General features: G+C 66.1%; 25 protein-coding genes. 19 read left to right on the top strand and 6 right to left on the bottom strand.

Features of this window, described 5'->3' with window-relative positions; all coding sequences use genetic code 11:
* Positions 1 to 27 precede the first annotated feature (27 nt).
* The 6 genes from JJB74_RS13245 (at position 28) to ureG (ending at position 4,350) form a co-directional block, all read left to right on the top strand.
* Positions 28 to 330, top strand: a complete 303-nt coding sequence (locus JJB74_RS13245) for an urease subunit gamma (RefSeq protein WP_200592365.1) — start codon at positions 28 to 30, stop codon at positions 328 to 330.
* An 11-nt stretch (positions 331 to 341) separates the two neighbouring features.
* The gene (locus JJB74_RS13240) at positions 342 to 665 is read left to right on the top strand and encodes an urease subunit beta (protein ID WP_200592364.1); all 324 of its coding nucleotides are present in this window, start codon (positions 342 to 344) and stop codon (positions 663 to 665) included.
* A complete protein-coding gene (gene ureC, locus JJB74_RS13235; protein ID WP_200592363.1) occupies positions 662 to 2,362 on the top strand; it encodes an urease subunit alpha in 1,701 nt (566 codons plus the stop codon). Before JJB74_RS13240 ends, ureC begins: the two co-directional genes overlap by 4 nt.
* Positions 2,363 to 2,480: 118 nt before the next feature.
* Positions 2,481 to 2,993: an urease accessory protein UreE gene (gene ureE / locus JJB74_RS13230; protein WP_200592362.1), complete on the top strand. Its 513-nt coding sequence runs from the start codon at positions 2,481 to 2,483 to the stop codon at positions 2,991 to 2,993.
* Positions 2,990 to 3,676: an urease accessory protein UreF gene (locus tag JJB74_RS13225; RefSeq protein WP_200592361.1), complete on the top strand. Its 687-nt coding sequence runs from the start codon at positions 2,990 to 2,992 to the stop codon at positions 3,674 to 3,676. Before ureE ends, JJB74_RS13225 begins: the two co-directional genes overlap by 4 nt.
* A gap of 29 nt (positions 3,677 to 3,705) precedes the next feature.
* Complete coding sequence (gene ureG, locus JJB74_RS13220) at positions 3,706 to 4,350, top strand: urease accessory protein UreG (RefSeq protein WP_200592360.1); 645 nt, start codon at positions 3,706 to 3,708, stop codon at positions 4,348 to 4,350.
* 46 nt (positions 4,351 to 4,396) lie between these two features.
* Here ureG and JJB74_RS13215 read toward each other — a convergent pair whose 3' ends face one another.
* Positions 4,397 to 4,696: a KGG domain-containing protein gene (locus JJB74_RS13215; protein ID WP_200592359.1), complete on the bottom strand. Its 300-nt coding sequence runs from the start codon at positions 4,694 to 4,696 to the stop codon at positions 4,397 to 4,399.
* Between the two features lie 314 nt (positions 4,697 to 5,010).
* Between JJB74_RS13215 and JJB74_RS13210 the strand changes: the two genes are divergently transcribed.
* Positions 5,011 to 5,505, top strand: a complete 495-nt coding sequence (locus tag JJB74_RS13210) for a hypothetical protein (protein WP_200592358.1) — start codon at positions 5,011 to 5,013, stop codon at positions 5,503 to 5,505.
* A gap of 1,025 nt (positions 5,506 to 6,530) precedes the next feature.
* On the opposite strand, the gene JJB74_RS13205 is transcribed toward JJB74_RS13210, so the two are convergent.
* Complete coding sequence (locus JJB74_RS13205) at positions 6,531 to 8,462, bottom strand: helicase-related protein (RefSeq protein ID WP_200592357.1); 1,932 nt, start codon at positions 8,460 to 8,462, stop codon at positions 6,531 to 6,533.
* 301 nt (positions 8,463 to 8,763) lie between these two features.
* Between JJB74_RS13205 and JJB74_RS13200 the strand changes: the two genes are divergently transcribed.
* The gene (locus JJB74_RS13200; RefSeq protein WP_200592356.1) at positions 8,764 to 9,651 is read left to right on the top strand and encodes an isoaspartyl peptidase/L-asparaginase; all 888 of its coding nucleotides are present in this window, start codon (positions 8,764 to 8,766) and stop codon (positions 9,649 to 9,651) included.
* 24 nt (positions 9,652 to 9,675) lie between these two features.
* Here JJB74_RS13200 and JJB74_RS13195 read toward each other — a convergent pair whose 3' ends face one another.
* Both JJB74_RS13195 and JJB74_RS13190 read right to left on the bottom strand, forming a co-directional pair.
* Positions 9,676 to 10,095, bottom strand: coding sequence for a bacteriohemerythrin (locus JJB74_RS13195; protein WP_200592355.1), 420 nt, complete (start codon positions 10,093 to 10,095; stop codon positions 9,676 to 9,678).
* Positions 10,092 to 10,529: a universal stress protein gene (locus JJB74_RS13190; protein WP_200592354.1), complete on the bottom strand. Its 438-nt coding sequence runs from the start codon at positions 10,527 to 10,529 to the stop codon at positions 10,092 to 10,094. Before JJB74_RS13190 ends, JJB74_RS13195 begins: the two co-directional genes overlap by 4 nt.
* Before the next feature lie 185 nt (positions 10,530 to 10,714).
* On the opposite strand from JJB74_RS13190, the gene JJB74_RS13185 reads away from it, so the two are divergent.
* From JJB74_RS13185 to JJB74_RS13140, 10 genes are all read left to right on the top strand, one after another.
* Positions 10,715 to 11,392: a response regulator gene (locus tag JJB74_RS13185; protein ID WP_200592353.1), complete on the top strand. Its 678-nt coding sequence runs from the start codon at positions 10,715 to 10,717 to the stop codon at positions 11,390 to 11,392.
* Positions 11,389 to 12,723 (top strand): ATP-binding protein, encoded by a 1,335-nt coding sequence (locus JJB74_RS13180; RefSeq protein WP_200592352.1) that lies wholly within the window; start codon positions 11,389 to 11,391, stop codon positions 12,721 to 12,723. The genes JJB74_RS13185 and JJB74_RS13180 overlap by 4 nt, the downstream gene beginning before the upstream one ends.
* Positions 12,724 to 12,857: 134 nt before the next feature.
* Entirely contained in the window at positions 12,858 to 13,427 is a 570-nt protein-coding gene (locus tag JJB74_RS13175; protein ID WP_200592351.1) for a DUF2242 domain-containing protein, read from the top strand.
* Between the two features lie 11 nt (positions 13,428 to 13,438).
* Complete coding sequence (locus tag JJB74_RS13170; RefSeq protein WP_234484165.1) at positions 13,439 to 14,941, top strand: efflux transporter outer membrane subunit; 1,503 nt, start codon at positions 13,439 to 13,441, stop codon at positions 14,939 to 14,941.
* Complete coding sequence (locus JJB74_RS13165; protein ID WP_200592350.1) at positions 14,938 to 16,098, top strand: efflux RND transporter periplasmic adaptor subunit; 1,161 nt, start codon at positions 14,938 to 14,940, stop codon at positions 16,096 to 16,098. Before JJB74_RS13170 ends, JJB74_RS13165 begins: the two co-directional genes overlap by 4 nt.
* 22 nt (positions 16,099 to 16,120) lie before the next feature.
* A complete protein-coding gene (locus JJB74_RS13160; RefSeq protein ID WP_200592349.1) occupies positions 16,121 to 19,234 on the top strand; it encodes an efflux RND transporter permease subunit in 3,114 nt (1,037 codons plus the stop codon).
* 80 nt (positions 19,235 to 19,314) lie between these two features.
* A complete protein-coding gene (locus JJB74_RS13155) occupies positions 19,315 to 19,899 on the top strand; it encodes a hemerythrin domain-containing protein (RefSeq protein WP_200592348.1) in 585 nt (194 codons plus the stop codon).
* A gap of 81 nt (positions 19,900 to 19,980) precedes the next feature.
* Positions 19,981 to 20,463: a hypothetical protein gene (locus JJB74_RS13150; protein ID WP_200592721.1), complete on the top strand. Its 483-nt coding sequence runs from the start codon at positions 19,981 to 19,983 to the stop codon at positions 20,461 to 20,463.
* Positions 20,464 to 20,635: 172 nt separating this feature from the next.
* Positions 20,636 to 20,887 (top strand): type II toxin-antitoxin system Phd/YefM family antitoxin, encoded by a 252-nt coding sequence (locus JJB74_RS13145; RefSeq protein ID WP_200592347.1) that lies wholly within the window; start codon positions 20,636 to 20,638, stop codon positions 20,885 to 20,887.
* On the top strand, positions 20,884 to 21,309 hold the full coding sequence (locus JJB74_RS13140) for a type II toxin-antitoxin system VapC family toxin (protein ID WP_200592346.1): 426 nt from the start codon (positions 20,884 to 20,886) through the stop codon (positions 21,307 to 21,309). The genes JJB74_RS13145 and JJB74_RS13140 overlap by 4 nt, the downstream gene beginning before the upstream one ends.
* Positions 21,310 to 21,390: 81 nt before the next feature.
* Here the strand turns inward: JJB74_RS13140 and JJB74_RS13135 are convergent, their stop codons facing one another.
* Positions 21,391 to 21,609 carry a hypothetical protein gene (locus JJB74_RS13135; RefSeq protein ID WP_200592345.1) on the bottom strand — a complete coding sequence of 73 codons (219 nt, stop codon included), beginning with the start codon at positions 21,607 to 21,609 and terminating at the stop codon, positions 21,391 to 21,393.
* Between the two features lie 17 nt (positions 21,610 to 21,626).
* On the bottom strand, positions 21,627 to 22,241 hold the full coding sequence (locus tag JJB74_RS13130) for a DUF4142 domain-containing protein (protein WP_200592344.1): 615 nt from the start codon (positions 22,239 to 22,241) through the stop codon (positions 21,627 to 21,629).
* A gap of 311 nt (positions 22,242 to 22,552) precedes the next feature.
* Here JJB74_RS13130 and JJB74_RS13125 point away from each other — a divergent pair, with 311 nt between their 5' ends.
* Positions 22,553 to 25,495: a hybrid sensor histidine kinase/response regulator gene (locus JJB74_RS13125; RefSeq protein WP_200592343.1), complete on the top strand. Its 2,943-nt coding sequence runs from the start codon at positions 22,553 to 22,555 to the stop codon at positions 25,493 to 25,495.
* Positions 25,496 to 26,020 lie beyond the last annotated feature (525 nt).

The following is a 26,020-nucleotide window of genomic DNA, read 5'->3' as shown; positions in this document are numbered from 1 at the left end:
CCCGAATACTCAACACCCGGAGAACCGATGGAACTCACCCCGAGGGAAAAGGACAAGCTGCTGATCTTCACCGCGGCATTGCTGGCCGAACGTCGCCGCGCGCGCGGCCTGAAGCTGAATTATCCGGAAGCGGTGGCACTGATCACCGCCGCGGTGATGGAAGGCGCGCGCGACGGCCGTACCGTGGCCGAGCTGATGAGCGAAGGCGCGCGCATCCTCACGCGCGACGATGTGATGGAAGGCGTGGCCGAGATGATTCCCGAAATCCAGGTCGAAGCCACCTTCCCCGACGGCACCAAGCTCGTCACCGTTCACCACCCGATCCCCTGAAAGGAAAGTTCATGATCCCAGGAGAAATGCTGATCGAGCCCGGCGAGATCGAACTCAATGCCGGCCGCGCGACCGTCACGGTCACCGTAGCCAACAGCGGCGACAGGCCGATACAGGTCGGCTCGCACTTTCACTTCTTCGAAGCCAATCCGGCGCTGCAATTCGAGCGTGACGCGGCTTACGGCATGCGACTGAACATCGCCGCCGGCACCGCGGTGCGCTTCGAGCCGGGGCAGTCGCGCACCGTGGAACTGGTGGCGCTGGCGGGCGGCCGCGCCGTCTATGGTTTCAATGCGAAGGTGATGGGCCCACTGAAGACCGGAGCCGAGCAATGAGCCGCATCAGCCGGCAGGCCTATGCGGAAATGTTCGGCCCGACCACGGGCGACCGGGTGCGCCTGGCCGACACCGATCTCTTCATCGAAGTCGAGCGCGACTACACCATCTACGGCGAGGAAGTGAAGTTCGGCGGCGGCAAGGTGATCCGCGACGGCATGGGCCAGTCGCAGTTGCCGCATGCGGGCGTGATGGATACCGTGATCACGAACGCGCTGATCCTCGATCACTGGGGCATCGTCAAGGCCGATATCGGCATCAAGGGCGGGCACATCGCCGCCATCGGCAAGGCCGGCAATCCGGATATCCAGCCGGGCGTAACGATTGCCATCGGCGCAGCCACCGAGATCATCGCCGGCGAAGGCATGATCGTCACCGCCGGCGGCATCGACAGCCACATCCATTTCATCTGCCCGCAGCAGATCGAGGAAGCGCTGATGTCGGGCGTGACCACGATGCTCGGCGGCGGCACCGGACCCGCCGTGGGCACCGCGGCCACCACCTGCACGCCGGGTCCGTGGCACATCCACGCGATGCTGGCCGCGGCCGATGCCTTCCCGATGAACCTCGGCTTTCTCGGCAAGGGCAATGTCAGCCTGCCGCTGCCGATCGAAGAGCAGATCCGCGCCGGCGCCATCGGCCTGAAGCTGCACGAGGACTGGGGCTCGACGCCGGCGGCGATCGACAATTGCCTGTCGGTGGCCGAGCGCTTCGATGTGCAGGTCGCCATCCATACCGACACCTTGAACGAGGCCGGCTTCCTTGAACACACACTGGCCGCCTTCCGTGACCGCTCCATTCATACCTTCCACACCGAAGGCGCCGGCGGCGGCCATGCGCCGGACATCATCGCGGCGGTGGGCGAAGCCAATGTGCTGCCGTCATCGACCAATCCAACCCGCCCGTACACCATCAACACGCTGGACGAGCATCTGGACATGCTGATGGTCTGCCACCATCTCGATCCTGCCATCGCCGAAGACGTGGCCTTCGCCGAGTCGCGCATCCGCCGCGAGACCATTGCCGCCGAGGACATCCTCCATGACATCGGCGCCATCAGCATGATGTCGTCGGACTCGCAGGCCATGGGCCGCGTCGGCGAGGTGATCATGCGCACCTGGCAGACCGCGCACAAGATGAAGGTGCAGCGCGGATCCTTGCCCGAGGACAGCGCGCGCAACGACAACTTCCGCGCCAAGCGCTACATCGCCAAGTACACGATCAATCCGGCCCTCACCCATGGCATCGCCCATGCCGTCGGCTCGATCGAGACCGGCAAACTCGCCGACCTGGTGCTGTGGAAGCCGGCCTTCTTCGGCGTGAAGCCATCGATGATCCTCAAGGGAGGCATGATCGCGGCGGCTACCATGGGCGATCCGAATGCATCGATACCGACGCCGCAGCCGGTGCATTACCGCAAGATGTTCGGCGCCTATGGCGGCGGCCTGAAGACTTCGGTGACCTTCGTGTCGAAGGCGGCCATGGAAGCCGGCATCGGCGACATGTTGAAGCTTGCCAAGCCGCTGATGGCGGTGCGCGACATCCGCCGCATCCGCAAGGCCGACATGATTCATAACCATGCGCTGCCGAAGATGGAAGTCGATCCGGAGACGTACGAGGTGCGCGCCGATGGTGAGCTGCTGGTATGCGAGCCGATGGCGCAGCTGCCGATGGCGCAGCGGTATTTCCTGTTCTGATTCGTAGGGTGGGTGCAACCCACGCGTTTGGTTGGTCAACCGTCATCGACCATGCCGCGTGGGCTGCGCCCACCCTACGGGATGCGAGCGATTGCTCTTTTTCGATGTGGATGAATTCATGCTGACCCTGACCACCAAACTCTCTTCCGCCGACCGCATCGACGGCACCTTGCGCCTTCCCTTCGAGCTGCGCGAAAAGAGCCGCCTGCGCGCAAGGCTCGAATCCGGCGAAGAAGTCGCGCTTTTCACTCAGCGCGGCACCGTGCTGCGCGACGGCGATCTGCTCGCCGGCGACGATAACCGCGTGATTCGCGTCATCGCCGCCGAGGAAGCGACGTATCGCGTCTCGGCCTCCAGCAGCCGCGAGCTGCTGCGCTGTGCCTTCCACCTCGGCAACCGCCATACGCAGGCGCAGGTCGGCAGCGATACCGATGGCGACTTTCTGCGCATACGCAAGGACCCGGTGCTCAAGGAAATGCTCGAAGGCCTGGGCGCTGTCGTGGCCGAGCAGGATGCGCCGTTCGAGCCCGAAGCGGGCGCCTATGGCGGCGGCCATCATCACCATGGCGACTCGCTGCTGGCGCCGGTGCCGCTGCGGCAAAAGATCCACCGGCCGCTGGAACGCGAATGAAGCTCGCGGCCGCACCGCTGCTGCATTTGCTGCAGCTGGCCAGCCCGTCGCTGCCCATCGGCGCCTACAGTTATTCGCAGGGCCTGGAAGCAGCGCTGGAAGCCGGCATCGTCAGCGACGAAGCTTCCGCGCGCGCATGGATCGCCGATCAGCTCGCGCACATCGTCGCCCGCTTTGAAGCGCCGGTGTTTCACCGTCTGCTGCAAGCCTTTGCCGCGCGCGACGCCGCGTCGATTGCGCACTGGAACGAGCGCTTTCTCGCCGCGCGCGATACCGCCGAGCTGCGCGCCGAGACCCTGCAGATGGGGTATTCGCTGTCGCGTCTGGTGCTGGATCTCAAGCTCGGCGACGATGCGCTCGCCGCGCTGCTGCCGCCGGTCACCGAGACACCGTTGCCGACCGCTCTGGCCTTCGCCGCGGTGGCGCTTGAAGTGCCGCATGAGGCCGCACTGCTCGGCATGCTGTTTTCCTGGACCGAGAATGCGGCGCTGGTCTGTGTAAAGTCAGTACCGCTCGGCCAGGTCGCTGGACAGCGGCTGCTGTTGTCGCTGCGTGCCGAGATCGAAGCCGCGGCGGCGCTGGCGCTGTCACTGGAAGACGATGCGCTGTGCAACTGGGCGCCGGGACTGTCGCTGCTGTCGATGCGCCATGAGACCCAGTACAGCCGCTTGTACCGATCCTGAATTCCCTATTGCCTTCTGAAGAGACCATCATGACCCATCCCTCCTCTCCTTCCTCCCCGCTGCGCGTCGGCATCGGCGGTCCGGTCGGCTCCGGCAAGACCGCGCTGTGCGAAATGCTGTGCAAGGCCATGCGCGACCATTACGACATGGCCGTCATCACCAATGACATCTATACCAAGGAAGACATGGAGATCCTGCTGCGCGCCGACGCGCTGCCGGCCGAGCGCCTGATGGGCGTGGAGACCGGCGGCTGTCCGCATACGGCGATCCGCGAAGATGCGTCGATCAACCTGGAGGCGATCGCGCGCATGTCGGCCGACTTCCCGGACCTGGACCTGATCCTGGTCGAGTCCGGCGGCGACAACCTGGCGGCAACCTTCAGCCCGGAACTGTCTGATTTGACGATCTACGTGATCGATGTCGCTGGCGGCGAAAAGATACCGCGCAAGGGCGGCCCCGGCATTACCCGCTCGGATCTGCTGATCATCAACAAGACCGACCTCGCGCCGCATGTCGGCGCCGACCTGGAGGTGATGGCGCGCGATGCCAGGCGCATGCGTGGTGAGCGCCCCTTCTTCTTCACCAACCTGAGGAAAGGTGACGGCGTGGACAAGGTGGTCGACTTCATCCGCAGCGAAGGCCTGCTTGAGCAGGCCCGCAGCCACAGGACGTAAAAAGACGCCGGGCGCATGACCCGGCGTCGTCTGTCGTGTTTGCCGCTTACTTGTTGCCTTCGTGACTGTGGCGGCCGGCGGCGGCATGCTGCTCGCTGGAGCCGCCCTGCATGCCCGATCCGCTTTCGCTGCCGCGATTTCCGGACGAGGAGCTGGAACGGTTGGCGCTGTTCTTATGGCTCAGGCGGCCGGCTGCGCGTGCTTCTTCCGATGTGAACTCGTGGGCATTGCCGCTGCGGTGGGCGGCGCGGCCGCCCTGGCTGGCGATTTCGCGCTGCATGTTCTTGTCCATCGATGCAAAGCCGCGCAGGCTGGTCTGTTTGCCGCCCTGGGACTTGTTAGCCATGATTTGCTCCTAGAAAAGTGAGTCGGACTGTCATCTCGCTGCCCGGGCCGGCACCGCTCCATGGTGGTGCGCGATCTGGACTGCGGACCATCCTAGACAAGCGAATGGCCGGGTTGTATCGGACGAGCACTGAAGCCCCTGTAGGAGAAGATGAGCCATTCGTTTTGCGCTGCCGCATAAATTCGGCCCCGGATGCCGGTTTGCGCAAGTCGTTGGCGCGCGAGAGTTGCCTGAACTCTGACGCTGGCGTGGCTCTAATCGGCCATACGGAATGGCGCAACCGCTGCCCTTCCGCGACCAGACAAGGAGAAATCATGCGGGTTTCACGATATACGCAATGTGCTGCTGCGCTTGCCGCGGCCTTGGCCTTGAGCACGGGCGCCTGGGCGCAGAGTGCAAGCAATCCAGCGAGCTCATCGAACTCGCAAGGCGTCAATGCCGGCGGTTCGGGACGCGGCTCGCATGTCGGCGATGGCAATGCCGCCAGCGCGCCGCGGGTGCCGGACCCGGGGCCGAATGCGCCGCCGGGACGCGCCGGCAGCAAGTCCAACAGCGGTTATGCCGGCGGCTCGGGCGATCCCGGCGCACCGAACCACGGCCGCGCCAGCAGCGTATCCGGCGCATCCGGCAGCTCGGCAGCCGGCGCAGGGGCCTCGAGCACGGATCAGCGCAGCAGCACCGGCACGGACCGCAACGGCTCGGGCATGAATTCGGCGGGCAGCGCCGGTTCAGCCGCGGACGGCGGCGCGTCGAAGGCTGCCGGCACCGGCGGCATGGGCGGCGGGACGACAGGCGGGAGCATGCGGTAAGTTGCGCAACGTGGGTTGGGCTGCCAAGCCAGCCCTTTCGAGGTCGCCGCGCGGTAACTGCTGCATTGGCTGTAATAGCAGAACGCTGCGCGGGCGCAGCGCTACGCAGTTGCCGTTGTCGTTGCCGTTGTCGTTGCCGTTGTCGTTGCCGTTGTCGTTGTCGTTGCCGTTGGTTTTGGCTTTTGTTGTTGCCGTTGTAGCTGCCGTTGGGTTTTGGCTTTTGCCGTTGCCGTTGCTTTTAATCCCGTTGATCGCGCCGTGGCGCCGGGCCTTGAAGCGGATAAGGTGCGGCGTCTGTCTGAGCGAAGCGCAGCGTAGCGAGTTTAGCCGCGCCCCGCTTCAAGGCCCGGCGACACGGGAACCCCGCGTAGCGGGGCGCGATCTCCGGGACGCCTTTTCTTGGTTACTTCTTTTGGCGCCAAAAGAAGTAACCCGGCTGCCGGGCCGGGACCCGGCTTGGTCGCCAAGCAAGATGGCCGTTTCGGGTCATCGGGCTTCAAACCCCGACCGGGCGGGCCTTTCAATTCAAGCCTCGACCAACGCGACGACGACCAAGGCAAGAGCCTGCCCTCTCAAGCACCTCACTCCGGTGATGCGATACGTTCAGCTCCTCCTCGACCTAGCCGGGTCCCGGCCCGGCAGCCGGCCTACTTCTTTTGCGCGCCAAAAGAAGTAGGCAAGAAAAGGCGCCCCGGAGATTGCGCCCCGCTGCGCGGGGTTCCCGTGCCGTCGATGCCCGGAGCGGGGCGCGGCTAAACTCGCTACGCTGCGCTGCGCTCAAACAGACGCCGCACCTTTTCCCGCTCCGGGCATCACCGTCACGGCGCAATCAACGGGGGTCAAAGGCAACAACAACGACAACAGCAACTACAAAGGCAAAGACAACTGCAACTGCAACTGCAACTGCAACTGCAACTGCAACTGCAACTGCAACTGCACCATATCTTCCCGGACTACCGAAGGCCTGAAAGTCAATCTGAATTCACCTTGAAAGGGCTGGCTTGGCAGCCCCACCTGCGCCGCTATCAATACCGCCGCCGTCCCGGCTTCCTGCGCATCGCCGCGTTCTGCGCCTGCAGCATGCGGTCGATGCGTTCCGAAGCTTCGCGTGCCAGGTTTTGCGCCAGTTCGCCGTCGGGGAAATACTGCGGCAGCCGGAACGATAACCAGGCGTAGGCGGCGTACAGCTTGCAGGTGTCTTCCACCTCCTGCAGGCTCTGCCGCGCCCATGACTCTCCTTCGTCTTGCAGGCGCAATGGCCGATCCGAAGCGACCTGCCTCGCCCATTGCTGCCAGACGCCATGCAGCGCCGGCAGCCGCGACGAAATCGGCGTCAGCGACAAGGTGAACTTGTGCTCCAGCGGCAGCTTCAGCGTATCCAGCCACAGCGCGCGGTCGGCTTGTTCCTCGGTAATGCGCGGCGTGAAAAAGCCGTCCGGCACGTCGATGTCATGGATGAAGCGCTGCAGCAGGCGCGCCAGCGCGGACTCACCAGTGACCGCGGCAATGCGGTTCAGATGCGCCAGTGTCGGCGCCACCGAAAAGCCCTGGGCCGGCACCGGCGCCGGCTTTTCCTTCAGCAAGGCGCGCAGCACCACGTGGGTGTCGTCGTCGTAGCCGGCGACAAAGCCTTCCTCGTGCACGCCGAAACGCCCGGCGCGGCCGGCGATCTGGCGCGTCAGGGCGGGCGACAATTCCTCCTCCTCGACGCCGTTGTACTTGGTCACCGTGGTCAGCACCACGCGCTCGATCGGCAGATTCAGGCCCATCGCGATCGCATCGGTGCCGACCACGATCTCGGACGTGCCGTCGCGAAAGCGCGCCGCCTGCGCCTGCCGCACCTCGGGCGAAAGATTGCCGTAGACGGTGGACACCGACATGCCGAGCTCGGTGATCATGTCGCGCCACATCAGCACTTCGCGCCGCGAGAAGGCAATCACCGCGTCGCCGCGACGCAGGTTGCGCAGCTTGCGCACCGGTTGCGCTTCCAGCGACAGCGGCGCCTTGCGCTGCAGGGTGCGGATCTCGATCGGGCAATCGAGCCGCCGCGCCAGCGCTTCGATCGCGCGGCGCGCCTCGGGCGCCCCGACCAGATAGACCACGCCGGCCGGCACGCCGCAGATCGCAGCGGTCCAGGCCGCGCCGCGGTCGCGGTCGGCCAGCATTTGCACCTCGTCGATGACGGCAACATCCACCCTTGTTGCCGGATCGAGCATTTCCACGGTCGAGGCGACATGGGTCGCGCCGGGTTCGATGCGGCGTTCCTCGCCGGTGATGAGATTGACTTTCAGCTTGCGGCCGTCCACTTCGAGCGACTGCAGCCGCTCGTAGTTTTCCAGCGCCAGCAGCCGCAGCGGCGCCAGATAGACACCGCTTTGCGCGCGCGCCAGGTCTTCCATCGCCTGGTGCGTCTTGCCGGAATTGGTCGGGCCCAACAGCGCGATGAAGCGCCGGGGCATGCGCCGCGCCACCTCGAAACTGTCAGGGTATTCAGAAAGATTGATGCTGGCGCGGGTGCGTTCGGCCTGGCGCTCTTCGATACGCCGCTCGACCGCATGCTCGATGCGCTGCCGGATGCGGTCGAACACCTGGTCGGCCGGCGTCGCGGTTTCGGTGCTCGCCAATGCGGCGAGATAGGTCATCGCGTCCAGGCTGTGTTCTTCGGCCAGGGCGGCGATCTGTTCGACAAAGCGGATGACGGCATCGCGCAGTGCCGCGATGGCCTGCGGATGCACCCGCTCGTGCACCAGCGCCAGGCGCTTGTCCTGGCTCGCGTTGCGCCACTTGCCGGCGTTGGCGAGGATGCCGTCGGACGGCACCAGGCGGTAGCGCACCGTGTAACCGGCGCTCTCCACCTGGCCGGCATAGCGCACCAGTACCCGGCCTTCGGCACGCTCCAGCTCCGCACCTTGTGCGCGGACATACGCTTCGACGCTGTCGGTTTCGCTGCTCTGCATGTGCTTCCTGGGTAGTTATCGGTTCTCGGGCGCAGCGACGTCCTGTAGGGTGGGCGCAGCCCACGCGTCTGTGCGATCACCGCGTGGGCTGCGCCCACCCTACGAGAGGCACCAACCGCCCGCCACCGATTCTACGTATGCCGCGTCGCCGCGCCTCCAGTAGATACGGTGCGGCATTGTCACGGATCACGCGTGGTATCCGTAAAACAGAAAACGGATTTCTATGTCAACCATCGCACGGACGCAAAGCTTGCCGCTTGACAGACTGGCACACTGCAAGAGTGATACGCAGAGCGAGGTGATGGTGAAGAGGATGGCGGTGGTGGTGCATGGTGGCGCGGGCGCACCGAGCACCGATGCGGACGGCTGCGTACGCGCGGCCCATGCGGCGATCGCCGCGATGCGCCGCGGCGATGCGCTCGATGGCGCGGTCGCGGCGGTGGTGGCGATGGAGGATGACGGCCGCTTCAATGCCGGCGCTGGCTCGGTGCTCGGGCTGGATGGCGTGACGGTGGAGATGGATGCGGCAATCATGGATACCCGCGGCCGGCTTGGCGCGGTCACCTGTCTGAGAAGGACCCGCAATCCGGTGCTGGTGGCGCGCGCGGTGGCCAATACGCCGCACTGGCTTCTGGCCGGCGAAGGTGCGGAACGGTTTGCCCGCGAAGCCGGCTTTGCCGAGCATGCGGTTGGCAATTCCCGGGCGCAGGCCGCGCACCGGCGCCTGATCGCCAAACTGCGCGCGAAGCTGCCGGCGCTGCCCGGCATCGATACGCAGTTCTTCGAGCGCCAGGTGCGCGACCACCAGGCCAAGCCGGAAGGCGGCGATACCGTGGGCGCGGTCACGCGCGATGCGGAAGGACATTTCGCGGTCGCCGGCTCGACCGGCGGCATCGCGCCGGCGCTCCTGGGGCGGGTCGGCGATACGCCGATCATCGGCAGCGGCTTTTATGCCGGACCGCACGGGGCAGTCGCAGCGACCGGGGTCGGCGAGCAGATCGTGCGCCATCTGCTGGCCCACACGGTCTACGGCTGGATCGCCGAAGGCATGCCGCTGCACCGGGCGCTGACGCGGGCTATCGATTTCTTTCCCGAGGAAGTCGATGTCGGTCTCATCGCCGTCAGCCGCACCGAGGCCGGCAGCAAGAGCAACCGCGACATGCCAACCGACCACCTCGAACACGACTGACCGGCGCAAGCCGCCCTGCCAAGTTCAGGCGATGCGCCGCTGCTGGCTGTACTGGCATTGCATCGCCAGCGCGCCATCCATGGTTTCGATATGGAGTTCGAACCAGCCCGGCATGAGCGCGGTGACTTCCCTGCCGGCCGCGATGTCGCCTTCGCGCATGCGGCTGGCGGTCTGGCGCAGGTAGCCGAGCAGACGCGCATGCTGTTCCCGGTGCGTGGGCAGCGCGGAATACTCGATGCCTTCCATCACCGCTTCTTCCTCATGGAAATCAGCCTCGACCAGCGCGATGAAATGCTCGAAGCCGGCGACGAATTGCGCATCGTCGAGCTCGCTGATCCGTTCCAGTTCTTCCAGCAGGGAACGGTGCGCCGCATCCATGCCCGGCTGGCCGAGCGCCATGCGCGGCGACCAGTAGCCGCGGCGGAAATCGAAGGAGGCCGTCATCGGAACACCATGACCGGCAGATTGGTATGCGCCAGCACCTTCTGCGTCTCGCTGCCGACGAACAGCCGATTGATGCCCTTGCGGCCGTGCGACGCCATGAAGATCGCGTCGCAGCCGAGTTCACCGGCCACGCGGGCGATTTCCTCGGATGGCGAGAACGATTCGGCCACGCGGGTTTCGCAGGACACCTGCGCGGCGCGCGCCACCGTGGCGGCGTCATCGACAGCGCGCTGCGCCACCTGGCGCATCTTCGCTTCATATTCCGTCTGATCCGGCATGAAGGCGCCCTCGGACAGCGCCGAGTACGGATACGGTTCGGCAACGGACAGCACCGTCAGCCGCGCGCCAGTCTTTTTCGCAAGCTCGACGGCGGCAGCAATGGCTTTCGCGGACAGCGGCGAGCCATCCGTGGGCACAAGGAAATGCGTGAACATGGCGGTCTCCTCATCGTATTGAAATGGCAATATCAGGAAACACATGCTAGACGGACGCTAACCGGCGCTTTTGATGCCGATCAAACTCTTCAGTTTCCGTTGCGAAACGATTTGTGGCACCGGAGCGATCAGAGAACGGTAGTCGCCAGCTACAATAATCGCCTTCCATGACCCTGAAATGACCGATGCGCATACTTCTTGTCGAGGATGACCGGATGATCGGCGAAGCCGTGCGCGATTCGCTGCGTGCCGAAGCTTACGTGGTGGACTGGATGCAGAACGGCAGCGGGGTCGACGCGGCTCTGGCCGCCGGCCATGTCGACCTGGTGCTGCTCGACCTCGGCCTGCCCGGCGTCGACGGCCTGCAGATTCTGCGGCGGCTGCGCGCGCGGCCGGCGCCCGAGGGCGCGACGCCGGTAATCGTCATCACCGCGCGCGACGCAATTGAATCGCGCATTGCCGGACTCGACGCCGGCGCCGACGATTACCTGGTCAAGCCTTTCGATGTCGATGAGCTGGCGGCGCGCATCCGTTCGGCGCTGCGACGCAGCAGCGGTCGCGCCGCGCCGGACATCGTGCTCGGTGGCGTGCGCATCCGGCCGGCCACGCGTGAAGTCGAGCGCGATGGCGCGCCGGTGCTGCTGTCGGCACGGGAATACGCGATCGTCGAAGCGCTTGCCGCCCGGCCCGGCGCCATCCTGTCGCGTGCGCAGCTTGAAGAGCGCATGTACGGCTGGGGCGACGAAGTCGAAAGCAATGCGGTCGAGGTGCATATCCATGCGGTGCGCAAGAAACTCGGCACTGACTTCATCCGCAATGTGCGCGGCGTCGGCTACTTCGTGCCGAAACCGGAGGGCGCATGAAGTCGCTGCGCGCCCGGCTGTCGATCTTTCTTCTCGCCGCGGCGCTGGCGGCGGCCGCGGCTACCGGCGCGCTCACCTATCGCAACACCCTGAGCGAAAACGAGCAACTGTTCGACTATCAATTGCGGCAAACCGCGATCACCTTGCGCGACCAGGGCTTTGCGACGGAACTGCATGCGCTGCCCGACAGCGAAGATCCGTCCTCGGTAGTGGTGCAGATCTGGACCGCGAACGGCACCGTGCTCTACCTGTCGCATCCGGACAGCGCCCTGCCCGACCGCGCCACCCTGGGATTTTCCGACGTCGATGCGAATGGCCGGCGCTGGCGCGTCTACAGCATGGCAAGTCGCGGACGCATCATCCAGGTCGCGCAACCGCTGGAATTGCGGCGCGACCTGGCGGCAAATGCAGCATTGCGCAGCCTGCGCCCGCTGTTCGTGCTGGCACCGCTGATGGCGCTCTTGGCCTGGCTGATCGTCGACCGCGCGCTGCGTCCGGTCCGCCGGCTCGCTGGCGAAGTCAAGCGGCGCGATGCGCTGAGCCTGGAATCCTTGCCCGAAGCTGGCCTGCCGAGCGAAATCGAACCGTTGGCGCATGCGCTGAATGCGCTGCTGGCGCGGCTGAAGCTGGCCTTCGACAGCCAGCGCGCCTTTGTGGCCGATGCCGCGCACGAGCTGCGTTCGCCGCTCACTGCGCTGCGCCTGCAATTGCAACTGCTGGAACGCGCAGCCGACGAGGCAGCGCGCCGCGATGCCGCCGCGCGGCTCAAGGAAGGCGTCGAACGCGCAACCCGGCTGATCGAACAATTGCTGCTGGCTGCGCGCACCGCGCCCGGCGAATCGGGCCATGCGCCGCGGCAGATCGATCTGGCCGAGGCAGTGCGCCTGGCCATTGCCGAAGCATGGCCCCTGGCCGAGGCGCGGCGCATCGATATCGCGTTTGAAACCGGCGAGGCTGCCGGAACCGAACCGGGGGACCAGGACGCTGGAGCGCTGCTGATCTCGGCCGACGGCGAAGCCTTGCGCATCCTGCTGCGCAACCTGCTCGACAATGCGATCCGCTACACCCCGGAAGGTGGACACGTGGCGGCCGGCCTGCGACGCGATGGGAATGCCGCGGTGCTTGCCATCGACGATTCCGGACCCGGTATCGCGCCTGCGGAGCGGGAACGGGTGTTCCAGCGCTTCTACCGCGGCGACAATCCGAGCCAGCCCGGCAGCGGCCTTGGTCTGGCAATCGTTGCCAACATTGCGGCGCGGCATGGCGCGACGATCACACTGTCCGATTCGCCATTGGGCGGCCTGCGCGTCGAAGTGCGATTTCCTGCGTGAAACAGGTCCGCTTATGGCATGATGCGGCCGGTAAAGTATCCTGCAACCAAGTTCGTCGCCGCCGGTCTGAGGAACAACCCGTTTCCTCCCCGCTATCACGCCGTCCGTCGGCAGTTCTAGGAATGTGCCCAACCATGCAACAAGCCTTACGCCCGTTCGCGCGCGCCACCCTGCCGCTTGCAACCGCGTTGATCCTGGCGGCCTGCAGTACCGACAAGCCGCCGGTCTATCAGAACGAAGAATTCGACAACACCAATACCTATTCCCACAACTACGACTATTCGCCGGCCGAAACCTGTGAAGCGGCGCGGCGCGCGCTGCTGTCGCAGGGCTATGTGATCACGCAGTCCAAGCCGGAAGCGATCAACGGCCGCAAGAATTTCCAGCCCAAGGGCGACGTGCATGCGGAAATCGAGTTCCATGTGGTCTGCGCCGCCGACGGCCGCGCTGGCACGAGCAGCATCGCCTTTGCCAATGCGCTGCAGGAGCATTACGCGCTGAAGAAGACCAATCAATCCGCCAGCGTCGGCGTCGGCGCATTTGGTTCGCTATCGCTGCCGTTTTCCTCCAGCGAGGATTCCCTGGTCAAGGTCGCCAGCCAGACCATCCTGGAACCGAAATTCTATGACCGCTTTTTCGTGCTGCTGGACCGCTACCTGACCGCGCCCGACATGCCCGAAGTGCCCGAGACCGACAAGAAATAGCGCCAGCGTCCATGACCAACGCCCTGCCGAGCGCGCCATCCTCCACGCACCGTCCCCGCCGTCGCAGGGCGCAGCCGGCCATGGCATTGCTGGCTGCATTGCTGCTGTCCGGCTGCGGCACGCTGTCGCGTGCGCCGGCCGACGCCGCCGCGCCGCTGCCGGTCGCCTGGCAGGCGCCGCTGCCGCGCGCGGATGCCGAGCCGCTGCCGCATGACGGCAGCCCGGCAGGATTGCAGGGATGGTGGCAGGCGCAGGGCGACGCGCTGTTGCCGGAGCTGATCGCCGCGGCGCAACGCGAAAGCCCCGACCTGGCCTCGGCACTGTCACTCATCGGCAATGCGCGCTCGACCCGCGTCGCGGCCGGCGCGGCGCTCGCGCCGACGCTGGATGTGAATGCGCAGGCCGCGCGCAACAGTGCGCAGCCGCCGCTGCCGATCGGCACCACGGTGCAGGGCGCAGCGCAGACTGCCTGGGAAATCGATCTGTTCGGCGCCAACCGCGCCGCGCGCGACGCGGCCCAGGCGCGGCTGGAAGGCGCGCAGGCCGGCTGGCATGACGCGCGCGTAGCGGTCGCGGCCGAAGTCGCCACCCGCTATTACAGCGTGCGCGCCTGCCGCCAGCTGCTTGTCATCGCCAGGGCAGATGCCGCATCGCGCCGCGAAACCGCGCGCCTGACGCGGCTCGCCGGCCAGGCTGGCTTCCAGTCGCCGGCCAATCAGGCGTTAGCCGATGCCAGCGCCGCCGACGGCGAGAATCGCGTGGTGCAGCAGGCGGCGAGCTGCGACGTGGAAATCAAGACCCTGGTGGCGCTGACTGGCATAGCCGAGCCGGAACTGCGGCGCCGCCTCGACGAGAGCGCTTCGGTGCTGCCGCAGTCGTCCGCGGCGGCGGTGCCCGCGGTGCCGGCTGACATGGTGGGCCGCCGCCCGGACCTGGTGCGCGCGGCCCGCGAAGTCGCCGCCGCCAGCGCCGACATCGGCAACGCCGAAGCGCAGCGCTATCCCCGGCTGTCGCTGTCGGGCTCGATCGGCATGGCGTACTTCGCCTATGGCGACAACACCGGCAAGCTCGATACCTGGTCCATCGGTCCGCTGGCGCTGACGCTGCCGATCTACGATGGCGGCCGGCGGTCGGCCAATATCGACGCAGCACGGCTGCGCTATGCATCGGCTGCCGCCGCCTACCGGGCCGCGGTGCGGCGTGCGATCGGCGAAGTCGAACAGGCTCTCGTGCGGCTGGACAGCACCGCGCGTCGCAGCGACGCGGCGCAAATCGCGGTGGCGGGCTATCGCGACTTTTTCCGTGCCGCTGAAGAACGCTACCGCAGCGGCCTGGGCAGCCTGATCGATCTGGAAGAAGCGCGACGCAGCCGGCTGGCGGCCGAAACTGCGCTCATCAGTCTGCGCCAGGAGCGTACGAATGCGTGGATCGGACTGTACCGCGCGGTCGGCGGCGACTGGGACGGCAAGCCGGACATCGCAGCAGTGCCGGACACGGGGCGGAAAACACCATGAAAAAAACCACGAGAAATCTGCTCATCGGCGCCTGCGCGCTGCTCCTCGTTGGCGCTGGCGCGGCCACGCTGCTGGCGCGCCAGGGAGGCAACAAGGCGTCGGCGGCGTCGGCGGCGTCTGCCACCTCTGCCACCGCCACCGGTTCGGGCGCACCGCGCGCGGCGCTGACCGTATCGGTCGACCAGCCGCGCCACCTGGATCTGCCGCAGCGCCTGGAGGCCAACGGCAATATCGCCGCCTGGCAGGAAGCAGTGATCGGCAGCGAAGTCGCGGGGCTGCGCCTGACTTCCGTGCGCGTCAATGTCGGCGACCGGGTGCGCGCCGGTGATCTGCTGGCCAGCTTTGCTGCGGAGACCGCTCAGGCCGAGATGGCGCAGTCGCAGGCGACCCTGGCCGAAGCCGAGGCCGCCGCCGCGGCAGCCCAGGCGGATGCCGCACGCGCGCGCACGCTTTCCAACAGCGGCGCGCTGTCGGCCACGCAGATTGCGCAGTACAACACCGCGGCCATCACCGCCCAGGCACGGGTGGAAGCCGCGCGCGCGGCGGTGGCGACGCAGCGGCTGCGCCTGAAGCACACCCGGGTGGTGGCGCCGGACGACGGCATCATCTCGGCACGCAGCGCCACGGTTGGCGCGGTCACGCCGGCCGGCGCCGAATTGTTCCGCATGATCCGCCAGGGCCGGCTCGAATGGCGCGCCGAAGTCACCGCCGCCGATCTCGCGCGCATGCGTCCCGGATTGCCGGCAACGGTGCATCCGCCGGGCGGCGACGCCGTCAGTGGCCGCGTGCGCGCCATCGGCCCGACGGTCGATGTGCAAAGCCGCACCGCGCTCGTCTATGTCGACCTGCTGCCGCCGGATGGCGGGACGATGGGCGCGCGCGCCGGCATGTATGCCAGCGGCGAATTCCAGCTCGGCAATGCGCCGGCGCTGACCGTGCCGCAATCGGCGATCGTGCTGCGCGATGGCTTTTCCTACGTGTTCCGGGTGAACGCGGACAACCGCGTCAGTCAACTGCAGGTGCGCACCGGCCGACGCGACGGCACGCGCGTCGAAGTGCTCGAAGGCGTGATGCCGGACATGACCCTCGCTGTCGACGGCGCCGGATTCCTCAACGACGGCGACCTGGTGCGGCGCGCCGGCGCGAACGCCCAATGAGCCGGGGACGACGGGAGACGCGATGAACTTTTCCGCACTGTCGATACGAAATCCGGTTCCCGCCATCCTGCTGTTCCTGCTGCTGACACTGGGCGGCCTGCTGGCCTACCGGGCGACCATGGTGCAGGACTTCCCGGATATCGAACTGCCCATCGTCAGCGTCTCGGCCTCGCTGCCCGGCGCCGCCGCCTCGCAGATGGAAACCGAGGTCGCGCGCAAGATCGAGGACAGCGTCGCCACGCTGCAGGGCGTGAAGAATATCTACACCCGGGTGCTGGAAGGGCAAGCCACAGTCACCGTGGAATTCGTGCTCGAGCGGCAATTGTCCGAGGCGCTGAACGATGTGCGCGACGCGGTGGCGCGGGTACGCGCCGACCTGCCCAGCGATCTGCGCGATCCGTCGGTGACCAAGACGATTACCGCCGGCCGCGTCGTGCTCACCTTCGTCGCTGCGCCGAAAACCCGGGCCAACGGCACGCCGACGCTGGACGACCAGCAACTGTCCTGGTTCGTCGATAACGAGGCGAGCAAGCGCCTTCTGGCCGTGCCCGGCGTGGGCGCGGTGCGGCGCGTAGGCGGTGTCTCGCGCGAGGTGCGCGTCACGCTCGATGCCTTGAAGATGGCCGGCCTGGGCGTATCGGCGCTGGATGTGTCGCAGCGACTGCGCCAGGTGCAGCAGGACGTGCCCAGCGGCCGCGGCGATGTCGGCGGCGCCGAGCAATCAGTGCGCACGCTGGCCGCGGTGCGCGACGCGTCGGAGCTGGCCGCGCTGGATATCCCGCTTGCGGGCGGCCGCCGCATCCGGCTCGGCGACGTTGCCACCGTTGAAGACACCGTAGCCGAGCCGCGCGCGCTGGCCACGCAGAACGGCAACCCGGTGGTCGGCTTCGAAATTTACCGCACCCGCGGCGCCAGCGAGATCGATGTCGCGCGCCTGGCCCGCGCCGCGGTGGCCGAGTTGCAGGCGTCGCATCCGGAAATGACGCTGACCAATGTGATCGACAATGCCGAGCCGGTGCAGGAAAACTTCCGCGGCTCGATGGAATTGCTGTACGAGGGCGCCATCCTCGCGGTGCTGGTGGTCTGGTGGTTCCTGCGCGACTGGCGCGCCACCATCGTTGCCGCCGCCGCGCTGCCGCTGTCGGTGATCCCGACCTTCGTCGGCATGTACCTGTTCGGCTACACGCTCAACACGGTGACGCTGCTGGCGCTGGCGCTGGTAGTCGGCGTGCTGGTGGACGATGCGATCGTCGAAATCGAGAACATCGAGCGTCACCTGGACATGGGCAAGTCGCCGATGAAGGCCGCGCTCGAAGCGGCTGATGAAATCGGCATGGCGGTGATTGCCACCACCTTCGCGCTGGTGTCGGTATTCCTGCCCACGGCCTTCATGTCCGGCGTGCCGGGATTGTTCTTCAAGCAGTTCGGCTGGACCGCGGTGCTGGCGATTCTCGCGTCGCTGGTGGTGGCGCGCCTGCTCACGCCGATGATGGCTGCTTACTTCCTGCAGCCGAGCCGGCGTTCCCATAGGCCGGACGGCGCGCTGATGCGGCGCTACCTGGCGCTGGTGGGCTGGTGCATCCGGCACCGGATGGTGACGGCGATTGCGTCGGCGCTGTTCTTCATCGCGTCGCTGGCCCTGGTGCCGCTGCTGCCGACCGGCTTCGTGCCGCCGGGCGATCGCGGCCAGACCCAGATCACGCTCGAGCTCGCGCCCGGATCGACGCTGGCCGAGACGGCCGCCGCCACCGAGGCCGTGCGCCGCCTGGCGATGGGCAATGCCGACATCACCGGCGTGTTCGCCTCCATCGGTGGCGGCACCGTCACCGATCTGTTCAATCCCGGCTCCGCCGGCGAAGCACGCAAGGCGACGCTGACGCTGACCACCACCCATCGCAATGCGCGGCACGCGACGATGGCGCAGATCGAGTCGGACCTGCGACGCCGGCTCGAAGCGGTGCCCGGCATACGCTATACCGTCGGGCCGCCCGATATCGGCGTGAAGATGCAGCTGGTGCTGCGCAGCGACGATCCGGTTGCGCTCGCTTCCGCCGCGCAGCGGGTCGAACGCGAAGTACGCGGCTTGCGCGGCATCGGCACCGTCAGCTCGAGCGCCTCGCTGGTGCGGCCGGAAATCGTGGTGCGGCCCGACACCGCGCGCGCCGCCGAGCTCGGCGTGACGGCCACGGCCATCGGCGAAACCATGCGCGTGGCCACGGCCGGCGATTACGAGATGAACCTGCCCAAGCTGAACCTGGCGCAGCGCCAGGTGCCAATCCGGATCAAGCTGCCGGATGCGGTGCGCGCCGACCTCGATGCGCTGTCGCGCCTGAACGTGCCGGGTCGCGCTGGGCCGGTGATGGTCGGCACGGTGGCTGCGATCGGCATGAGCAGCGGCCCGGCCCAGATCGACCGCTTGAACCGCAGCCGCAACGTCACCTTCAATATCGAACTCGGCAGCCGCTCGCTCGGCGAACTCAATGCCGAGGCGCGCGCCCTGCCCTCGGTGCGCGGCCTGCCGCCGTCGGTTCGCATTGCCGAGCTTGGCGACGCACAGCAGATGCGCGATCTGTTCGCCAGCTTCGGCACGGCCATGGCCATCGGCGTGCTGTGCATCTTCGGGGTGCTGGTGCTGCTGTTCAAGGACTTCCTGCAGCCGACGACGATACTCGCGGCGCTGCCCTTATCCATCGGCGGCGCCTTCGTCGCGCTGCTGCTGACCGGTCGCGCACTTTCCATGCCTTCGCTGATCGGCCTGATCATGCTGATGGGCATCGTCACCAAGAACTCGATCCTGCTGGTCGATTACGCGATCCTGGCGCGCCGCGCGGGCATGGACCGCTTCGATGCGCTGATCGATGCCTGCCACAAGCGCAGCCGGCCCATCATCATGACCACGATTGCGATGGGCGCCGGCATGGCGCCGCTGGCGCTGGGCTGGGGCGCCGATCCGAGCTTCCGCTCGCCGATGGCCATTGCGGTGATTGGCGGCCTGATCACTTCCACGCTGCTGAGCCTCCTGGTGGTGCCGGCGGTATTCACCTATGTCGACGACGCCGGCGGCTGGCTGTCGCGGCAATTCCGGCGCAAGCACGGAAAGCGTGCGCAGGCTCAAGCGTTCGAGGCGCAGAAATAGGAGAAGACGAGGATATATCCGCACCGGGCTTGGTCAAAACTTCACTTGTCACTCCATCAACCGACATCAAGGACCACGCCATGCAATCGATCACCTCGAAAATCGCTCCATCCATCGCCAACCTGATCCGCCTGGATCACACCCACACGCTAGCAACCTGGCATCAATACGACGTCGACACCAGCCCGGGCACCAAGCAGGCGTTGGTGAACACGATCTGTCTGGCGCTGGAAATCCATGCGCAGATGGAAGAGGAAATCTTTTATCCGGCCATGCGCGCGCTCGACGGCACCAACCCGGCGGTGCAGAAGAGCCAGCCCGAGCATGATGAAATGCGCCGTCTGATCACCAAGCTGCGCGGCATGCAGCCCACCGACGCCGGCTATGACGACACCGTCTTCGAACTGATGCGCGACGTGATGCACCACGTGGCCGACGAGGAAACCATCCTGCTGCCCGAAGCCGAGCGCATGATGGGCGAACGCCTGAATGAACTCGGCGCGCAATGGGTGAAGCGCCGCGTCGAACTGGCCGCGCCGCGCACCGGTGAAATCGCCACCAACCTGATCCGCAGCATGCCGGCAAGCTCGCTGATGCTGGCCGCCGGCGCTGTGCTGGCGGGCACTTACCTGATGAAGCGCAATGGCCGCTCGCATCACGCCTGAATAATCCGGAAATGCCTGCATGTCCGGGTGAGTTCCAGACACCTGGGCGCGGCTGCGACCAGGACAACAACGGAGGCTGAGATGGAACCAGGAAAGAATGGCGGTGCGCCGCTGGTCGGCGTCGATGACATCGGGCTGCCGACCGGCTCTGGCGTGGATAGCATGCGTGAAAACGATGCCCAGGGCGAGCCGCGCGAGGATGAGGAACGTCTCGAACGTGCTGCCGGACCGCATGGCGCGCACACCACGGAACTCGTCGGCGTGGATGACATCGGCCTGCCGAGCGGATTGCAGCCCGAAGACGTGGGCGGCGAACCCGCGGCGATGGCAGCGATGGCTTCCAGCGGCGGTGAGGGTGGTGGACAAGGCGGCGCGCCTGCGCCGCAGACGGTGCATGAATCTTCGCCGGAGATGGCGCCCGGCGACGACGCGGCGCCGGGCACCGTAGGCACCGGCGACGACACCTGCCCGGTCTGCCATGGCAGCGGCAAGAATGCCAGCGGCGGTCAGTGCCCGAATTGCCGCGGCACCGGGACGATTACCGAAGGCATAGGGGGCGGTTGAATCCGGCCGGGATCAAAGTCGCCCGGATGAATAGTTTCCTGCTCGCAGCAGCTCTGCCCATCCGCCAACGCATGTGCGGTGGTTGGGCAGGCATCGAATCTTGCCAGTCCTCAAAGATTAGGACAGAATCTGCGGAATCTCCCCTCACTTCTGTCCTGAAATGCAAGTTTCCATGCAAGAGTTCAAGTCTCATCTCGCCCAATACATTCAGCGTGCCCAATCCGGACAAGACATTGAGTTGACTTCGCATCGCAAGGTCGTCGCACGCGTGATCGGCGTGCCGCCGGCCGGCAATGCCGGCTTGAGCCGGCTGCTCGCAGAAGGCAAGGCCACCTGGCAAGGCGGCAAGCCGGAAGGCGCGCGCATTGTGCTCCAGGCGCGCGGCAAACCGGTTTCGGCAATGGTGCTGGAAGACAGGGAATGATCCTGTTTCTCGATACCTCGGCACTGGTCAAACTTTATCTCTTCGAAACCGGCAGTGATCTCGTCCTGGGCCATGCCACGCAAGCCGAAGCGCTTATGGTGAGCCGCATCGCCTGGATTGAAGCCCATGCTGCATTCGCGCGCCGCTCCAGGGAGGAGCCCGGAGATATCGCCGCGATTGAGGACGCGAAAAAAGCCTTGCGCCGGGATTGGGGACGCTATGTCGTTCTCGACGTCGACCAGGAACTGGTGGAACTTGCAGCGGATTACGCCGACACTTTCGCCCTTCGCGCCTACGACAGCATGCAGCTGGCAACGGCCCACCGCGCGGCCGGAATCATTGCCGAAACCATTGAGTTCGGCTGTTTCGACATCCGCTTGAACAAGGCAGCAAAGGTGCTCGGCATGTCGCTTCTCGTCTGAAAAGGCATGCCGGTCGCCTTCCCCTTCCCTTCGGAAGGCGAAGGCGACCGGCGCAGTTCCGTTCCCAGCGATGCGCTCGGATCAATCCTCGTTCGGCCTGATTCGCCCCGGCTCATCCTCGAAACCGCCTAGCACTTCCTCGGCGCGCTTCTTCTCTTCGGGGGTCAGGTCTGCGCGCGGCTGCACCTCGTTGCGGATGCGTGGCGCTTCCTTGTTGTTGTTCATGTCATTGGTGGGATCGTAGTCGGGCACGGTGCGCTGATCCGGCAGTCCCACCTTGTCCTGTTCGCGTTCCGGCATATCGTTCTCCTCAGTGTCTACTTGGCGCTGCCCGGACGCTGACCGCGCTTGCTGGTCTCGTCCTGCGCCATGGCCAGATGCTGCTCGACCGGGCCCAGGGTTTTCTGCGCATAGGCTTTCAGATCCGGGTCCTTGGCCTTGTCGGCCACCTTGTGCAGCAGTTTGGCCGTTTTCTGATGGTCGGTCAGACCAGTCTCCTTCATATAGCGCCGGTCGAAGGCTTCGCCTTTCAGTCCGCTCATCATCTTGGCCAGCGCCCGATGCTTGGCGTCCGGTTCGGTCGGCAGTTGCACGCCCTTGCTCTGGGCCAACGTCTGCAGTTCGTTTTCGGCTTGGGTATGGTCGTCGATCATCTTCTGCGCGAAATCCTTCACCTGCTGCGCCTGGCCGTTCTCCAGTGCGATCTTGCTGGCAGCGATTTCAGCCAGATTCGACTGGGCGATGTCCTTCATGTAGCGCTGATCGGCCGCGCTCATCTTGCTGGCGCCCTTGCTTGCCGCGGATGTGGCCGCGCCGGTTGAGGTGCCGGCGTCGGTAGCGGTGCCGGTTCCGGTTTGCGCCTGTGCCGCTGAAAACAGCATTGCCAGGCTCGCGCAGGCGGCCATGCGCTTCAAAAGTACGGTCTTGTTCATGTTCTTCTCCGGGTTCAGCGGCGGCCGGGCTGGCCGCCAGATCGCTTTCGATTCTGCTTCCGGCACCACGCGCCGCATATAGGACAGCATCTACAAAATGCGTAGGAATGTGCGCCATCCGCACGGGAAAGTACCCAATCCGCATGACGCTTGGCAACCGGCAGTTACCTCACTTCGACGAAATGTCGATAATCGACCATCTCATTCGGTTATCATTGCCGTTTTGCATTTCGCGGTGTCATGGCCCAAACCACGCTGGCGGGCGCTTTCACGTCCCGGCTGGCTTGTGCCATTGGCGCCCAAGGCCACCCATGACTTCAGATCACGCACCACGCGCAGCACAGGCGCCGTTGCCCGATCGGCAGGGGAACCACCCGCCTTCGTCTTCCGACCATGCTTGCACCGGCGCATCCGCGGCGCAGCGGGATTTACGTCCCGTGCTGGACAGCATTGTCGGCTTCGCCGTCATCGTCACCGATGCTACCGGCACGGTTACCGCCTGGAATCGCGGCGCCGAGCTCGCCTTTGGCTGGAGCGAGGAAGAAATGCGCGGACGCGCGCCGCATGCGATCCATACGCCCGAGGATCTTGCCGCCGGCCGGCTCGAAGCGGATGCCGCACTGGCCGGCCGCGATGGCCGAGCCATTGCCGACGGCTGGTATGTGCGCAAGAACGGCGAACGCTTCTGGATGTCCGGCGATGTCACGCCGCTATCCGATGCCTGCGGCCGTGCCGCCGGCCATGTGCGCGCGCTGCGCGACCGCACCGTGCAGAAACAGTCGGAACTGCAGCTGCGCCGCCACAACCGCACGCTCGAGGAGGAAGTCGCGCAACGCACCCGCGAGCGCGACCGCATCTGGCGCCACTCCCCGGATCCGCTTGCCGTGATGCGCACCGATGGACTGCTGCTGGCCGTCAATCCCGCCTGGAACAGCCTGCTTGGCTATCGGAGCGCGGAACTGATCGGCACGCTGTTCTTCGAGCGCGTGCATCCCGAGGACGTGGCTTGCGCGCGCGCCGCGCTGGCGCGTTCGGCGCGCATGCCGGCGCAGCGCTTCGAGATCCGCTGCCGCAGCGCCGCGGGAGCCTGGCGTCACTTTGCCTGGAACATCACCGTCGAGGATGGCCTGGTGTATGCGAGCGGCCGCGATGTGACCGCTGAACGCAAGCTGGCCGAGCAGGAGATGCAGGCCAATGAAATGCGCTTGCGGCTGGCGCTGGACGCCGGCGCGATGGCCGCCTGGCACTGGGATATCCGCGCCGCGCAGGCCGACTGGATCTATGGCATGGATGCGCTGCACGGCCTGACACCGGAACAGGCGCAACGCTCGCGTACGCTGCGCGGCTACCTGGCGCTGGTGCATCCGGAAGATCGCGACGCGCTGCGCTGCGCGATGCGCGACGCGCTGCACAGCGTTTCGGACTTCCAGGCGGAGTACCGCATCGTGCGCGCCGATGGACAAATCCGCTGGGTCGAGGCGCGTGCGCGCATTCTGTTCGACGACACTGGCGAACCGATCCAGTACAGCGGCCTGTGCACCGACATCAGCGAACGCAAGCGCACCGAACGCGATCTGCGTTTTCTGGCGCGCGCCAGCGCCGAGATCGCCAGCGTCGAAGGCGACCAGCACATGCTGCAGCGCGTGGCGCAACTGGCGGTGCCGGACTTTGCCGACTGGTGCTGCGTGGATTTGCTGCATAAAGACAGCGCGCTCGAGCGCATCGCCATTGCGCATGCGGATCCGGACAAGGTGCATGCCGCCTGGGAATTGCACCGCCGCTATCCGCCCGATCCGCAGATGCCGCGCGGCGTCTGGAACGTCGCGCGCAGCGGCAAGCCGGAAATCATCACGAACATGAGCGACAACCTGCTGGAAAACGCGATCAGCGACCCGGAACGGCTGGCCATGCTGCGTCGACTCGGCTTTCGTTCCTACATCGGTGTGCCGATCGCCTCGCAATCGGGCGTGCTTGGCGTGCTGAGCTTTATCAGCGCGGAATCCGGACGGGTGTATTCCGAAGCCGATCTCGAACTGGCGCAGGACCTGGCGCGGCGCGCGGCAACGGCAATGGAAAATGCCCGCCTCTACCGCGAACTGCAGCACTCGGACCGGGCCAAGGATGTGTTTCTCGCGACCCTTGCCCATGAACTGCGCAACCCGCTGGCGCCGATTGCCAATTCGCTGGCGCTGATGCAGCTGCGGCCGGAGGATGCTGCCGTTGCGGCGCACGCCCGCCAGGTGATCGGCCGCCAGGTCGGACAATTCACGCGGCTGGTGGATGATTTGCTCGATATGTCGCGCATCAACACCGGCAAGATCGAGATCAAGACCGAGGACACCGACCTGATTCGGATCCTGGAAGCTGCACTGGAGACCAGCCGGCCGCATATCGAGGCCGCCGGACATGCACTGACGATCGATTTCGGCGCTGCGCCGGCGCCGCTGTGCGCGGATCCGGTGCGCCTGGCGCAAGTGTTTTCGAATCTTCTCAACAACGCGGCGAAATACACCAATCCGGGCGGACGAATCGCCCTGCTGCTGGAGCATGCGGACGGGGAATACCGCGTGCGCGTGCGCGACAACGGCGTGGGCATTTCGCCGCGAATGCTGCAGAACGTTTTCACCATCTTCACCCAGGTCACCCATCCGGTGGAGCGCAGCCAGGGCGGCCTGGGCATCGGCCTGGCGCTGGTGGATGGCCTGGTGAAGATGCATGGCGGCCGTGTCGAAGCCTTCAGCGAAGGTGTGGGGCGCGGCAGCGAATTCATCGTGCATCTGCCGTGCGCTGGCGTAGCAATTCCCCCGGCGCCGCTAGCCGCGCCGGCACCCGGCAATGCGCTGAGCGACACGACGCCAATGCGTCTGCTGGTCGTCGATGACAATACCGACGCGGCCGATACCATCGCCGAATTGCTGCGCCTGCTCGGCAACGAGGTGCGCGTGGCGCACGATGGCAACGATGCGCTGGCCTTGCTGCAGGAATTCACGCCGGATGCTGCGCTGCTCGACATCGGTCTGCCCGACATGGACGGCTATACGCTGGCGCGCTGCGTGCGCGAACGCGAGGATGGGCGCGACATGCGCCTGATTGCGCTCACCGGCTGGGGCCAGCTTGATGACCGCGAGCGCGCGGCAGCGGCCGGGTTTGACGATCATTGGGTCAAGCCGGTGGACCTGGAGCGGCTGCGCGGCTTGTGCAGTGCTGATCGGGGCGGGCTCGGCGCGGACGGAAAGAATCGGCTGGCTCCCTAGTCTTCGTGGACTGGACTGCGAAGCCAGCTTGTTGAGGTGGCGACTCTTGCTCCAGTTGCTCCAGGCGATCAGCCATTGGACATACCTCGCGCGCTAAACCAGCGCCACCCTGATCGCGCAACAGCCCCGTAGGGTGGGCGCAGCCCACGCTTTTGTTAGATCACCGCGTGGGCTGCGCCCACCCTACGGAATATCGGCCTTTCCTGAGCATGCATTCGGCCCATCCCTGCAAGCACCTTGAAATGGACCGGCTGCTGAGTCGAGCCAGCCGAGACGCCGTGATTCAGCGCTTCTCTCCCCGCGCTGGCCGCATGCGCAGGGGCTCTTCGAGCCGCTGGCACACTGCCCTCTTCGACACGAGCCGCTCGGGGCCATTGGATACGTGGCCTCCATAAATCGAGCTAATGTCAATTCTGGTGTATGGCCGGTCTGAAGCATAGGAATATCAGGCGGCGAGTTTCTGTTGTTCCGGCGGATTGTCTTGCACCGGGATGCCATCCCTGAACGGCACGCCATCCAGCAACG

The organism is Noviherbaspirillum pedocola (assembly GCF_016632335.1).
Classification (GTDB): Bacteria; Pseudomonadota; Gammaproteobacteria; order Burkholderiales; family Burkholderiaceae_D; genus Noviherbaspirillum_A; species Noviherbaspirillum_A pedocola.
The sequence above is the reverse complement of the archived record's forward strand: the minus strand, read 5'-3'. Positions and strand labels throughout refer to the sequence as shown.

What these genes read in the sequence shown, in the direction of transcription:
- ureG (WP_200592360.1), top strand. Translation starts at nt 3,706, where the DNA reads ATGACCCATCCCTCCTCTCCTTCCTCCCCGCTGCGCGTCGGCATCGGC.
- JJB74_RS13130 (WP_200592344.1), bottom strand. Translation starts at nt 22,241, where the DNA reads ATGAACAAGACCGTACTTTTGAAGCGCATGGCCGCCTGCGCGAGCCTG.
- JJB74_RS13145 (WP_200592347.1), top strand. Translation starts at nt 20,636, where the DNA reads ATGCAAGAGTTCAAGTCTCATCTCGCCCAATACATTCAGCGTGCCCAA.
- ureE (WP_200592362.1), top strand. Translation starts at nt 2,481, where the DNA reads ATGCTGACCCTGACCACCAAACTCTCTTCCGCCGACCGCATCGACGGC.
- JJB74_RS13185 (WP_200592353.1), top strand. Translation starts at nt 10,715, where the DNA reads ATGCGCATACTTCTTGTCGAGGATGACCGGATGATCGGCGAAGCCGTG.
- JJB74_RS13125 (WP_200592343.1), top strand. Translation starts at nt 22,553, where the DNA reads ATGACTTCAGATCACGCACCACGCGCAGCACAGGCGCCGTTGCCCGAT.
- JJB74_RS13195 (WP_200592355.1), bottom strand. Translation starts at nt 10,095, where the DNA reads ATGACGGCCTCCTTCGATTTCCGCCGCGGCTACTGGTCGCCGCGCATG.
- JJB74_RS13170 (WP_234484165.1), top strand. Translation starts at nt 13,439, where the DNA reads ATGACCAACGCCCTGCCGAGCGCGCCATCCTCCACGCACCGTCCCCGC.
- JJB74_RS13180 (WP_200592352.1), top strand. Translation starts at nt 11,389, where the DNA reads ATGAAGTCGCTGCGCGCCCGGCTGTCGATCTTTCTTCTCGCCGCGGCG.
- JJB74_RS13150 (WP_200592721.1), top strand. Translation starts at nt 19,981, where the DNA reads ATGGAACCAGGAAAGAATGGCGGTGCGCCGCTGGTCGGCGTCGATGAC.
- ureC (WP_200592363.1), top strand. Translation starts at nt 662, where the DNA reads ATGAGCCGCATCAGCCGGCAGGCCTATGCGGAAATGTTCGGCCCGACC.
- JJB74_RS13225 (WP_200592361.1), top strand. Translation starts at nt 2,990, where the DNA reads ATGAAGCTCGCGGCCGCACCGCTGCTGCATTTGCTGCAGCTGGCCAGC.
- JJB74_RS13200 (WP_200592356.1), top strand. Translation starts at nt 8,764, where the DNA reads ATGGTGAAGAGGATGGCGGTGGTGGTGCATGGTGGCGCGGGCGCACCG.
- JJB74_RS13160 (WP_200592349.1), top strand. Translation starts at nt 16,121, where the DNA reads ATGAACTTTTCCGCACTGTCGATACGAAATCCGGTTCCCGCCATCCTG.
- JJB74_RS13135 (WP_200592345.1), bottom strand. Translation starts at nt 21,609, where the DNA reads ATGCCGGAACGCGAACAGGACAAGGTGGGACTGCCGGATCAGCGCACC.
- JJB74_RS13215 (WP_200592359.1), bottom strand. Translation starts at nt 4,696, where the DNA reads ATGGCTAACAAGTCCCAGGGCGGCAAACAGACCAGCCTGCGCGGCTTT.
- JJB74_RS13210 (WP_200592358.1), top strand. Translation starts at nt 5,011, where the DNA reads ATGCGGGTTTCACGATATACGCAATGTGCTGCTGCGCTTGCCGCGGCC.
- JJB74_RS13140 (WP_200592346.1), top strand. Translation starts at nt 20,884, where the DNA reads ATGATCCTGTTTCTCGATACCTCGGCACTGGTCAAACTTTATCTCTTC.
- JJB74_RS13190 (WP_200592354.1), bottom strand. Translation starts at nt 10,529, where the DNA reads ATGTTCACGCATTTCCTTGTGCCCACGGATGGCTCGCCGCTGTCCGCG.
- JJB74_RS13205 (WP_200592357.1), bottom strand. Translation starts at nt 8,462, where the DNA reads ATGCAGAGCAGCGAAACCGACAGCGTCGAAGCGTATGTCCGCGCACAA.
- JJB74_RS13165 (WP_200592350.1), top strand. Translation starts at nt 14,938, where the DNA reads ATGAAAAAAACCACGAGAAATCTGCTCATCGGCGCCTGCGCGCTGCTC.
- JJB74_RS13240 (WP_200592364.1), top strand. Translation starts at nt 342, where the DNA reads ATGATCCCAGGAGAAATGCTGATCGAGCCCGGCGAGATCGAACTCAAT.
- JJB74_RS13245 (WP_200592365.1), top strand. Translation starts at nt 28, where the DNA reads ATGGAACTCACCCCGAGGGAAAAGGACAAGCTGCTGATCTTCACCGCG.
- JJB74_RS13175 (WP_200592351.1), top strand. Translation starts at nt 12,858, where the DNA reads ATGCAACAAGCCTTACGCCCGTTCGCGCGCGCCACCCTGCCGCTTGCA.
- JJB74_RS13155 (WP_200592348.1), top strand. Translation starts at nt 19,315, where the DNA reads ATGCAATCGATCACCTCGAAAATCGCTCCATCCATCGCCAACCTGATC.